Annotated in this window: 6 protein-coding genes; all 6 read left to right on the top strand. The window is 59.2% G+C overall.

Annotated elements, in window-relative coordinates; genetic code table 11:
* Positions 1 to 95 precede the first annotated feature (95 nt).
* The 6 genes from NKJ77_RS20795 to NKJ77_RS20770 all read left to right on the top strand — a co-directional run bounded on the left by NKJ77_RS20795 (position 96) and on the right by NKJ77_RS20770 (position 12,684).
* Positions 96 to 1,223 (top strand): metallophosphoesterase family protein, encoded by a 1,128-nt coding sequence (locus NKJ77_RS20795; protein ID WP_352535686.1) that lies wholly within the window; start codon positions 96 to 98, stop codon positions 1,221 to 1,223.
* Complete coding sequence (locus NKJ77_RS20790; protein ID WP_352535685.1) at positions 1,220 to 3,835, top strand: AAA family ATPase; 2,616 nt, start codon at positions 1,220 to 1,222, stop codon at positions 3,833 to 3,835. The genes NKJ77_RS20795 and NKJ77_RS20790 overlap by 4 nt, the downstream gene beginning before the upstream one ends.
* Complete coding sequence (locus NKJ77_RS20785) at positions 3,835 to 7,149, top strand: TM0106 family RecB-like putative nuclease (RefSeq protein ID WP_352535684.1); 3,315 nt, start codon at positions 3,835 to 3,837, stop codon at positions 7,147 to 7,149. Before NKJ77_RS20790 ends, NKJ77_RS20785 begins: the two co-directional genes overlap by 1 nt.
* A gap of 22 nt (positions 7,150 to 7,171) precedes the next feature.
* A complete protein-coding gene (locus tag NKJ77_RS20780) occupies positions 7,172 to 7,840 on the top strand; it encodes a hypothetical protein (RefSeq protein ID WP_352535683.1) in 669 nt (222 codons plus the stop codon).
* Positions 7,841 to 8,798: 958 nt separating this feature from the next.
* Positions 8,799 to 11,297 carry an AAA domain-containing protein gene (locus NKJ77_RS20775; RefSeq protein WP_352535682.1) on the top strand — a complete coding sequence of 833 codons (2,499 nt, stop codon included), beginning with the start codon at positions 8,799 to 8,801 and terminating at the stop codon, positions 11,295 to 11,297.
* Entirely contained in the window at positions 11,263 to 12,684 is a 1,422-nt protein-coding gene (locus NKJ77_RS20770; RefSeq protein WP_352535681.1) for a coiled-coil domain-containing protein, read from the top strand. The genes NKJ77_RS20775 and NKJ77_RS20770 overlap by 35 nt, the downstream gene beginning before the upstream one ends.
* Positions 12,685 to 12,688: the final 4 nt, after the last annotated feature.

Raw genomic sequence — 12,688 nt, 5'->3', positions numbered from 1 at the left:
TCTCCATGACAGCTTCTGACACCCTCGCATGATAGCTCATGTGAATTCGGATCGCACTTTTGGGTCCGCCTCAATCTGGCTCGGGTGATCTTCACATGTTTCGTTTTATTCATTCGTCCGATCTGCATCTCGGCCGCAGGTTCAGCAACCTTCCCGAAAACGCGCGCGGTCGCCTGGTCGAGGCGAGGCACGCGTCGATTGGACGTCTGGCCGCTTCCGCATTGGATCACGGCGCAAGCCACGTGCTCCTTGCTGGAGACGTTTTTGACACGGAAACGCCTTCTGACGCCGTTTGGCGTCACGCCTTGGCTGCGATGAGCTCCGCGCAAGGCCTTCATTGGTGGATTCTTCCCGGAAATCACGACAGCCTGGCGGCTGAAGCGCTCTGGAGTCGCGTCCGCGCCCATGCTCCAGCGAACGTTCATCTTCTTGATGCGCCGGAGCCAGTCGAGATCGCGCCGCGTGTGGTTCTTCTGCCCGCTCCGGTGCCTCGCCGCTTTCCCGGCCGCGATCTGACAGAGTGGATGCCCCTTTGCGCTACTCCTGCCGACCACTTCCGGATTGGGCTTGCACATGGCGGGGTCCTTACATTCGGGTCCGAGGACGGCGGTGCCGACATCATACCGCCCGATCGCGCCAAGTCTGCTCGGCTCGACTATCTTGCGCTTGGTGATTGGCACGGACTGAAGCAGTTCGGCGATCGCACTTTCTACTGTGGCACCCCCGAGCGCGATCGATTCAAGCACAGCGGCCCCGGCACTTGCCTCGCTGTCACTCTCCTGGCTCCGGGCGCGGTGCCCGAGGTCAACACCATTCAGGCCGGTCAGTTCGACTGGCGGGAAGCACCACTGCCACTCATACCTGCACAAGACGCTGTAGCTGCGCTAAAGATGCTGTTGCCGGTCGAAGGCAAGGAGAGGCGGGACATGCTTCTCAAAATTCGAGCCACCGGTAGGCTGGGCCTGCCAGCGCGCATGGCTCTGACGCGTGCAGCAGAGCTTGCAGAGCCCGAGTTCTGGCATTTCGAATTCGACGATGCAGATCTCGCCACCGAATGCAGCCTGGAAGATCTCGATGGAATTGCGTTGAGCGGCGCACTTCGGTTGGCAGCTGAAGGCCTCCATCAGAGGTCTGAAGACGCTGTAACGCCCCCTACGGATCGGGCGATTGCCGCGGCGGCACTTAGACGCCTTTACAACTATGTGCAGGGAGAGACGCAATGAAGCTCCTCGCGATACGCCTCGATAATGTCCGACGGTTCACCGACCCCGTTGAGATCACGGGTATCGGCACCGGGCTGAACGTCCTCTCGGCCCCGAATGAGAGCGGCAAGTCGACCATCGTTGACGCGCTCCACGCGCTCTTTTTCAAAAGCTACAGGTCTTGGGACAAAGAGGTCGCGAGTCTTGCGCCGCATTCCGGCGGTGATCCTCAAGCGGCAGTCGAAATTGAAATCAACGAAAACCGCTTCAAAGTCGAAAAGCGTTGGAGCAAGACGCGCAAGGGCGAGGCCAAGGTCTTCCGTGGCGGGCACCTGATCAAGCAGGCGGACGATGCCGAGACATGGCTCGCTGAGGTGCTCAAAGCACCAAAGGAAGGGGGGCCGGCCGGTCTCCTCTGGGTGCGACAGGGTTTGACCAGTCTCGACGAAGGCGAATCCGCCCACTCAGCACGGCGCGACTTGCTCTCTTCAGTCACCGGCGAGGTCGAAGCGATGACCGGCGGGCGTCGCATGGACGCGACGCGGGACCGTTGTCGGAGGGAACTTGACCGCTACGTGACCAGCAGCGGAAAAGCGAAAGTTGGCGGCCCACTAAAGTCCACGGAAGACGAGGTCTCGGCGCTCGATCTCCGACGTGATGGGCTTGCAGCCAAGGCCGCGTCTCTATGGGCAGAACTTGATCGCCGGCGCAATCTAAGGCGCGAACTCGCCAGTCTTGAAGACGGCGAACAGGATTCGGAAAGGATGACGCGGCTTGCAGAGGCACAGGCCTCCCATGACGAGGCATCCCGTCATGCAGAAGCGCTTGAGCGAGCAATCGAAGCAGAAAGATCGAAACGCCTTGAGATGGAACGAGCCCAGGAGAGGCTTGCGACAATCGAGGCCGCGCTTGCCGAAGAAAGGAATGCCGGAGCCGCCCTTGAGTTGGCCAAGGCTGACGCCGCAATCAAGGACGAGCGGCACCGTGATGCCGAGGGTGTATTCATCGAGGCGAGAAGGAGTTTCAACAAGGCGTCCTCATCGGCAGAAACTGCCTCTGAAATCCTTCGAAGGGCACTACGTGCTCAGACATGCGCCGCGACAGCAGAGCGGCGAGCGGAGCTCACGGTTCGACTGGCCCAAGCCGAAGGCTTGCGGACCGAGCTCGAGAAAGCCGTAGCGGACGCCAAGGTTGGCCTCACAGAAAAGGTGCTGCGTCAGCTGGAGGACCGGGCTGGAGAGGTCCGGGTTCTACGAAAGGCACGCGAGATCGAGGCCGTCGCTCTCACGATGACGTATGTCGTTGGACGAAAAGATGGTGTCGCGTTCAACGGCAAGCCGATGCCCGATGGAAATCGTGTCGCAATACCCGACGGCGCCACGCTGGAGATTGACGGCATTGGATACCTAGCGGTCCATCCCGGTGCACAGTCTGCCGCCGATACACTTGCGGTAGCTGAGAAAGCTCTTGCCGACGCACTAGAAGCTTCTGGCTACGAGACCATCGAGACCGCTCGCGCAGCCGCGCATCTCCAGCTTGAGGCCGAAGCTCGATGCCGGAGTGCCGAACACCAGTTAAACGGAGCGGCGCCGCACGGAATCGAAGCCCTGCTGGAAAGTATCGCCCGCCTGCCTGAACCCGTGGAAGCGGAACCCGAACTTCCGAGCGCACGAGAGGCTCAAGAGGCCGAGGTAGCAGCAAAACATGCTCTTGCAGACGCAACCAGCACACTTGAGAAAGCCCGTTCTGCGTTCGAAACAGCGCAGACCGCCACGGCCCGTGCTTCAGCAGCCGCAGAAAGCGCAGCGGAGAGGGTCTCCAGGGCACTATCCGCGCTCAGCAGCTTCCAAGATGCCGAGGCCGAAAAGATACGCCTTATGAACGGGCTTGTTGGGCATCGGGCCGCGTTGGCCGAGGCGATTGGACAGCGCCAAGCAATCTTGGCCGTGGCGCCTGATCTTGAAGCGGCGAAGGCTGTATTACAACGTGCACGATCGGTCCTCACACGCGTCGAACAGGACCGCCAACGCATTTGCGTTGATCTCGGAAAGTTGGATACGGCGATCGAAATGCATGCTGCGGAGGCCGTCGAGGAAGAACTGGCCGACGTCAAAATTCGACTGAAAGCAGCGAGGCGGAGACTTGAAGAGATCATGTTCGAGGTCTCAGTCCTACAAACAGTGGACGACGCACTAGAATCCGCCCGAACTGCTGCACGTGACCGCTACGTTGAGCCCGTCCTAAGGGAACTTACCCCACTCATCCGACTGCTCTGGCCCGAGGCTGAGCTTCGCTTCGATGCTGAGAAGATCCTGCCAACGGCTCTGGTTCGAGCCGGGACGGAGGAAGACTTTGACATCCTGTCGGGCGGCACCAAGGAACAGATCGCACTGCTCGTGCGGCTAGCCTTTGCTCGAATGCTGGCGAAGGCAGGTAACCCCGCGCCAGTGATTCTCGACGATGCGATCGTTTACACCGACGACGACCGCATCGAGCGCATCTTCGACGCCTTGACGCGACAGGCACAGGATCTGCAGATCATTGTATTTTCATGCCGACAGAGAGCCTTCCGAGATCTTGGAGGTCGGAGCCTCGCAATTATCGGCCAGGAACCTGTATTGGATGCCGCGTGATGAGACGCGACAGCAATGGGCTTCGCCTATCGGCCTCGGACTTGATGCGATTCATGGCCTGCTCGCACGCAGCACGCTTGGACCTCGCACATCTTGCAGGCGAGGGGCCGAAGCCGGCGGACGACAGTGAAGACGCGGCCCTACTTCAAAGATATGGCGATGCGCACGAAGCGGCCCATCTGGCGCGGCTCGAGACAAGCGGAAAGCGTATCTCCAAGATTGAAAAGGATGGGATCGCCTTCGATGTGGCTGTCAAAGCCACGCTAGAGTCTCTTCGAAGTGGCCCGGATATTGTTTTCCAGGGAGCGCTCGAAGGAGAAATGTGGGGCGGATACTCCGATTTCCTCGAACGGGTTGATTTGCCCTCGAAACTCGGGGGATTTTCTTACGAGGTTACAGACACCAAGCTGAAGCGCAAACCTGCCCCGGCTCATGTCTTGCAACTCGTCCTTTATTCCGACCTGCTAGCAACCGCCCAGGGCCGTAGTCCAGAGCGGGCACACGTGGAGCTTGGTGACGGCAAGCGCTTCAGTTTCCGTCTCGCGGAATATGCGGCGTATGCTCGCGCAGCACGAGAGAGGCTTGAGTCTTTCGTTGTCGCACCAACGAAAACTCGACCTATACCTTGCGCAACTTGTAGTCTCTGCCGCTGGCGCGAACATTGCGCTGGAGAGTGGGAGCAGGAGGACAGCCTTTTCCGCGTTGCCGGCATGACGAGAGTCCAGGTGGAAAAGCTTGAGGCAACCGGCATCACAACGATGGCCGCTCTCGCAAAACAACGCGGCCGTGTGCCGAAGATGGCCGAGGCGACACTCGAAAAGCTTAGGACTCAGGCAGCGCTGCAGCAAGAGCGGAAGAGTGGCGGACCGGCCTATGCGCTGCGCCCTCCCCTTCCCGGCAAGGGCTTCGACCTGATGCCCCGGCCCCATCCTGGCGATCTCTACTACGACATCGAAGGTGACCCGTTCTATGCTGAAACCGGCACCGAAGGCCTTGAATACCTACACGGGGTCTGGGATGGGAAGGCTTTCAAAGCCTTCTGGGCTCATGACTTTGCGGAGGAGAAGGAGGCGATAGTCGCCCTTTTTGCACTCTTCGATCAGAGCATAGTGCAGAACCCGCAAGCTCATATCTACCACTACGCATCATACGAAATCAGCGCGCTTCGCAAGCTCACCACTCGGCACGGCGTCGGCGAAGCGCAACTCGATCGGTGGCTGAGGGAGCGCCGTTTCATCGACCTCTATGCCGTTGTTCGGGGAGGCGTCTATGCATCCGAGCCATCTTATTCAATCAAGGCTATGGAGGCTTTCTACGATCTTTCGCGCACAGGCGAGGTGAAGACTGCAGGCGGATCCGTTGTCGCTTACGAGAAGTGGCGTGAAAGCCGTGACGCCGCCATCTTGGAGGAGATCGAGGACTACAATCGCATTGACTGCGTCTCGACGGAACGGCTGCGAAATTGGCTGCTCGAAATCCGGCCGGACGGTCGCTGGCTGGAACTGGGCGAAGGCTACACAGAGAAGTCCATAAAGGCCGAAGCCGAGGTCGACGATCTCGCCAAGTTGCTGCTCGAATCCAGCCTACCCGAGGATCGTCGGCGCCTCTTGTATGACCTCGGCGTTTTCCATTGGCGCGAGCGCAAACCTGCTGCGTGGGCTGTCTTCGACGCCGCTGCGAAGGATTTCGAAGAGCTCTGCGATGATATGGAATGCCTTGGCGGCCTGGTCGCTGACGGGCCGCAACGGCCGGTGATGAGGTCAAATGAGCGAGATTACCGATATCCGCCACAGGAGACGAAGCTAAGGGCAGGCAAATCCTCGCAGTTTGCTATCGAGGGCGGCTTCGGACAGGTCGAGATCACGTCACTCGACCGCGGGACTCGACGGGTAACGCTGAAAATGGGGCCGGGCTCCGGCGATACACTCCCGGACGGGCTCGATCTTATTCCCACTTTCGCAATAGATCCCAGACCCATTCCCTCCGCTGTCCTCAAAGTTATCAACGACCAGTGTGGAGCCCGCGCGAACAAGGCGGCAGAGGATCTCCTCTCGCGCAATTCGCCGCGCTTCAGAGGTGCGTCACCACTTCCGTTGGATGAGGCGGTAGATCCCCTCCGAGGAACTATAGCAGCCATTCGGGCTATGGATGCCACAGTCCTGCCTGTCCAGGGCCCGCCCGGCACGGGCAAAACGTATGTCGCCGCGCGCGCCATCCTCGCACTCGTAAAGGACGGCCACCGCGTCGCGGTTTCATCCAATAGCCACGAAGCCATCCGCAACGTCCTGATGGCCTGTGTAGATGCGCTTCGCGATGACGCCGACGTCGGACTGACCCTTGCGGAGGTCCAGCTCGCGCACAAGATTGGATCCGACACCGGCGAGGCACCGATCGGCTACGAGGCCATCGCGCGTGTGCGGAACAATGACGATGCTGCACTCGGAACGGCCCAGGTAGTTGGCGGGACAGCGTGGCTATTTTCGAGAGATCAACTCGAGGGCGCGTTCGAATACCTTTTCGTCGATGAGGCTGGACAGGTTTCTCTCGCAAATGCGATCGGAATGTCGAATGCGGCGAAGAATCTTGTCCTTATTGGCGACCCCCGCCAGCTCCCCCAGGTAATTCAGGGAGCGCACCCTGATCCGGCAAACCTCTCTTGCCTCGACTGGGTCCTCGGCCAAGGGCAGAACGTTGCGCCGGACCGGGGAATTTTTCTTCCTGTCACTCGTCGCATGCATCCCGAAGTCTGCAGCTTCATTTCCTCACAGTTCTACGAAGGTCGGCTGCATCCACACGAAAAGACGTCGCGGCAAGCAATCCACTCACCGGGACTGCCCATAGCCGGCGCATGGCGGATTGCGGTAGGCCACCAAGGGCGCGCACAGGAATGTCCTGAAGAGGTCATTGCAATTCGTGAGAAGATTGACCTTCTGCTTGCCGGAAGATGGACCAACATTGACGGTTTGGTGCGCCCGTTACGGAAGGACGATATCATCGTTGTCGCTCCTTACAACGCCCAGGTGAACGCACTAGCCGAAGCTTTGCCTGACATAAGGGTAGGAACCGTCGATAGATTTCAAGGGCAGGAAGCGCCAGTTGCCATTGTCTCAATGACTGCCTCTTCAGCGGAAGAAACTTCACGGGGCATCGAGTTCCTTTTTTCCCGCGAGCGGCTCAATGTCGCTGTGAGCCGTGGCAAGGCCCTGAGCCTCGTATTTTTCTCGCCTCGACTGCTGCAGGCGGGGTGCTCGACGGTCGAGCAAATTCGTCTCGTCAATACGCTCTGCGCACTTCCCGACATGCCTACGGGATAGGATGAACGGACGGAATGAATCGATGAAGGACAACGCGGCAGCTCGGCTTAGGTTTGAGGCGCTCAAGGAAAAGCAGCGTCAACTTCGGGCAGGTTTCCCCGAGAATTTCGGCCTTCGCGTCCATCGGTCGATCAGTTGGATCGGACGGGCTGAAGCAGAAGCCAACGATCCCGCTGCAGCGTTCCTCTTCCTCTGGATCGCATTTAACGCGGCCTATGCGGACGAGCGCGACGTGCGAGGTGAACGCGAAGCATTTGCATGGTTCTTCGGAATGCTCCGCGACCTCGACAAGAACAGCCGCATCTATGACGCGGTCTGGACACGCTTCCCTGGTCCCATACGGCTCTTTCTGGAGAATCGCTTCGTCTTTGGCCCATTTTGGTCCCACCAAAATGGGATCGATGGTTACGATGACTGGGAGCAACGATTCAATGCCGCCAGGCGTGCCTTCCACGGAGCGCTGAGGACTCGCGATACCGCCAACATCCTGTCGATGCTATTCGACCGCCTCTATGTGCTCCGCAACCAACTTGTTCACGGGGGCGCAACTTGGAACTCGAGCACTAACCGCGACCAACTTCGTGACGGGGCCGATATCATCGGGTTTCTCATCCCGATCATGATCGACATTATGATGGACAACTCAACCGAGGATTGGGGACGACCATTCTACCCAGTTGTTGAGAGCTAGACCGGTGTTACGACCACAAGGGGCACCGGCCTCTTCAGGCAAGCGGTGTCGGCTCTGGTGCGTCGAGCGACTTGACGAACTCTCTGACGATTTCGACAGCCTTATGGACGACGACGCTCATCGACTTGGCGAGTTGGAGGATGGTTGAGTTTGGCCGAACTGAATACTGTTACACACCAACCACATTACCCTACGTCACTGAATTGACCGCAAACAAGTTGTCGGCGATTACCATCAAGTGATACTGTGGAGATGGGGTCGATGTCGAAAGCGCTAGACGACCAACGACTTCGAAGGGGTTTCATTGCTTGACCACACCATTAGGCGGCTACTCGCGCTTTACCCGCGAGGCGCCACCGACGATCAGCTTGTCTGGCGGTTGAGGGCGTCCGGGCTACGCATTGGCGCGTCCGAGTTGCTTGCCGGACTGCTCTCTCTCGCCGAGCGCAGAGAAATCGTGCGGGTGCGGAACGGACGATGGATGGTAGTCTCACAACCGGCTATCGCTACACCAACGACGGGGACCAACCCCAGCGCCAGCAATGCTGGCGCAACAATTCTTTACTCGGTTCCTGCCACCTGCAGAAATGTGGACCCCCGTCCTCCCGCGGAAATTCCCGAGTCGCCTACAGTCGCGCCTTTGCCGGATTGGGCGACGCTCCTTGGCTACTACTCTGCGACACAACGTCAGGATCCCCGTGGACAGATAGTGGAATTCCCTGACCGCCATGCTGTGAGCTGGCAACTTCTTCGCAGTTCGGGCCATTGGTGGGAAGACGCCGAACTCCGCGTAGGAATGGAGTGTTTGCCGGCAAGCTTCCGGGAAGCACTTGCTCGCCGGACAGTTGGGACGGCTGCCGTTGGATGGCCTGTCTCCATCTTTTCGATCGCGGAGGGCCCGGCCTGTATACCTGGTCTGCTCTTGCCAGCTGACTGGCGAATCGAAGGGTCAGATCTGGTGCTGAATTTGGAGGCCTCACAGCCGTCCGTAAACCCAGCGTGGTTGAGGGAGGTGCGGCGCAACTCCAGTTGGAATGAAAGTGCGCTGCTCGACACACTTTTCCCCGAGGGAGAGGAAAGCGACCTCGGCGCTGTGAGTAGCCGGATGCGGCACGCTCTAGCGACCTTAGGCGGCGTGGAGCTCCGTCCAGCCAATCTCACGCCGCAGCTGACCGTCCATGGCACGGGTCTGCGAAATGCGGCGGCCCTGTTCCTGATAGAGGATGGGACTTTCACTAAGGGAGCAGCCGACGATCTGGAGGCTCTTCGCGCATGGACGACTGAAAAGCGTTCCGGCACAGCGCTGGCGGAGTTGTTCGCGCGCGATGCGAAGAGCCCCGACACCTCTGAAGTGGCCATCCTATCGCCGACAAACTTGACTGAGAGTCAATTGGAGGCAGCGGAAGCGGCGCTGCAAGGGCCTTTGACGGTAATCCAAGGGCCGCCCGGCACCGGCAAGAGCCAAGTCATACTTTCCCTCATTGTCTCGATTGTGATGGCCGGTCGGAGCGTGCTGTTTGCGGCGAAAAATCACCAAGCCTTGGACGAGATTGAGCGACGTTTGAAGGAGATCGTCCCCGCCGCTCCCCTATTGGTTCGAGGTCGCGATGCTGACGGCGATCGGAATACAAATTTTCTTAATGCGCTTTTCGATATCGCCGGTGGCGAAGCGAGGAATTCGGCTGACGTCGACGGCATCGAGGCCGCACGGATCGGCCTGCTCAATTCCGCGCAATCGGGGGCGGCTGACCGTCGGCGGATGCGCGAGCGCACGGCCCTTCACATAGCGTTATCTGAGCTGACCGATCGGCATGAGCAAATCTGCCGCCACCTTCCGGACGGGTCAGCAAGAGGACCTCGCGTTTCATGGGTGAAACGCGCATTGCTTTCCCTGCATCGGTTACTGGGCCGACCAGTCGATCTTAGCGTTCCGTTGCCCGATCTTGTTCCGCTCTCTGAACTAAATGCGCGAATAGCGGAGGTGCGGCGCAGACTTCAAAAACTAGGCTCGCGACCGATTGACGACAGCAAAAGAGACTTCGACCCGGCCGTAGGTGCAGTTGAGATCCGCTCGTTCTTGCCGAGACTGGCGGCCGTGAAGACGCAGGCAGGAGAGGCGGAGTGGTTGCGGATATCCGAGCGCGCCAAAGAAATCCAATTCGGCAACATCAAGAGTGCGCGAAGGATGATGCCGGAAGACGCTCGCGCAGTGCTTGAGCATCGTCCGGTCTGGGCCATCAGCACGCTCTCAGTCCCCTCTCGAGTGCCGCTCATTCCTGGCCTCTTTGATTACGTCATCTTCGATGAATCGAGCCAGTGCGACATTGCTTCAGCCCTGCCTCTCTTGGCGCGGGCGCGCAAGGCAGTCGTCGTAGGCGACCCTATGCAGCTGCGTTTCGTCCCATCATTGGGAATCGCCACCGAGCACGCCCTTATGGATGCGGAACGCATCCCGCAACAGGGACGGGCGTCGATCGCGCAAAGCATAAACTCGCTGTTCGATTTCTGTGCGCGCCAGCCGAACGCACGGCGCCTGTTCCTGCGTGACCAGTTTCGCTCGGCACCGCAGATTGTCGATTATCTGAACTCCGATTTCTATAGCGGCAAGCTCGTGAGCAGGCGAGAGGATGATGCCTTCCATCCCCCGTCTGGCTACAAGCCCGGCTTGGTCTGGGAGGATGTTGCGGGCACAGCCAGCAGGCATGAGGGTGGAACCATTAACAAGGCCGAGGCGGAGCATATCGCCACAGTTCTGCGCCGAATTGCCGATGACGTGGAGTTCAAGGGCACGGTCGGAGTGATTTCCCCATTCAACGCGCAGGTGGCGGAAATCGAAGTCAAGGTCCTAGGCCTCCTGACGAAGACGCAACGGGAGCGCCTGTCGCTTAGGATTGCGACAGTGGATAAGTTTCAAGGCGGCGAGGCCGACGTAATTCTTTTCTCGCTGGTGCTTGCCCCCGGCTGCCCTTCCTCGGCCCGAACCTTTCTGCAAAAAGAACGCCGGAGGCTGAACGTGGCAATTAGCCGGGCTCGCGCGCTCTGCATTGTAGTGGGGGATCTATCTCACGCTCGGTCCTGTAATATTAAGCACATAGAATATCTCGCACAACGCGCAATCACTCCTTGGTCACCCCCGCGCCCGCCCTTCGACAGCGACTGGGAGCGCAGACTCGACACCGCGATGCGAGCGCGAGCTCTTCAGCCGATCGCGCAATACCCGGTTGGCACACGATACCTCGACTTCGCGCTCGACCCTCAAGGGGTCAAACTCGATGTCGAGGTGGATGGCAGGCGCTGGCACTTGGATGCGGACGGAAACCGGAAGGTGAGCGACCGGCTGCGGGATGCCGAACTTCGTGCCCGCGGCTGGAAAGTGCTCCGCTTCTGGGTTCACGAATTAGCGAATGATATGGAGGCATGCCTTGACCGGATTGAATATGAACTCAGGCGCGCCTGACTCAACCCGAGACCAAGCCGCGCCAGTCGGCGGACGGATATGGATCGCTCTCGTGGCGATGCTCGGGCTGGCCGTAGTCGGATTGAACCTGATCGTCTTCACAATGGTTCAGGGTGCCCAGCGCGTCGCAGAGAGTCGCGAGACCGAATTGCAGCGCCGGACGCTGATTGTATCGGCGATGGAGGAGCGAAAAGGTGAGTTGGAGCAAACTATTCGTAGCCTCGATGACAAAAGAGTAGAAGCTCAGCGCGCAAAAGAGGATGCCGAACGGAGTGCCTCGGACGCGGACAAGATAAAAGGTGATCGCGACCATGCCATGGTTGAATTGGACAAGGCGCGCTCCGAACTTGCCGAGGCCGAAAGAGGCCAAGCTGCGGCAAAGGCAGCCGAGAATGAAGCCAAAAGCATTCTTACCCAGCTAAATGCGCAGATCGAGAAATCTACCAACGATCTGGCGCAGACCTCTCAAGAGCTCAAGAAATTGGAAGCAAATCTAGCAGAGGTGAAGGACGAGATTTCAGCAGAGGAACAGTCGCGTTCGGATGCCGAGGCAAGAGCCCAGAAAGCGCTTTCCGAAGGGGCTACGGTTGAACGTGATGTCGAAAAATCGAGAGATGAACTCGAGAAGGCTGAGAGCGACCTCGCAGCCGTAAAAAAGGACCTAGCTGAGAAACAGGCTGCCTTGAGCGGAGCGCAGCAGATGTTAGCCAATGCTTCGGCCGCTGCAGACGAAAAAGGGCAGCGAACCTCCGAGGCCGAAGAGAAGGCAAAGGCTGCCGAACAGAGACGCGTCGCCGCAGAGACGCGATTGGCGGAAGCTAGCTCGACTGAGGCTACGTTGAATGACCGCTTGGCGAAGCTGAAGGCGGATACTGCGGCTGCGCAAGCTCAATTGGATGCGCAGCTTGCCTCTCTCGAAAAGATCCGAGGCGACGTTACTCAGCAAACCGCTACCTTCACTCGACTTCAGGTGGACGTAGCTCGACTGCAGTCGCAAAGTGCCGCTGCTACGCAAGATGCTGCGACCGCGGATCAGGCAGCTGCGGCGCGGACGGCGGCAGAGAAAGAATTGGCGAAGACGCAAGGCAATCTGGTGGGGGTGAGTGGCCAGCTTGCCAACGCACAGGCCGAACTGGCTCGCACGAGGGCACAGATCGCAGACACCGCAATGGACGTAGAGGCGGCGAAAAAAGCCGAGATCGCGCGGGTTGAAGCCGAGAAGATGGCGTTGGAAGCAAAAGATACCCTCGCAAGCCTGAACGACGAAATTGAAACTGCAAAAGCCCGTTTGGCGGAGGTCAAAGCCGGCATCCTTGCAGCACCTGCGACCGGCCCCGGTCCGCCCGCCACGGACAAATCTGTGCCGCCGCCCGTAGCGAAGGAATGAGAAA

Source organism: Mesorhizobium sp. M0052 (assembly GCF_040323255.1).
Taxonomy (GTDB): Bacteria; Pseudomonadota; Alphaproteobacteria; order Rhizobiales; family Rhizobiaceae; genus Mesorhizobium.
The sequence above is the reverse complement of the archived record's forward strand: the minus strand, read 5'-3'. Positions and strand labels throughout refer to the sequence as shown.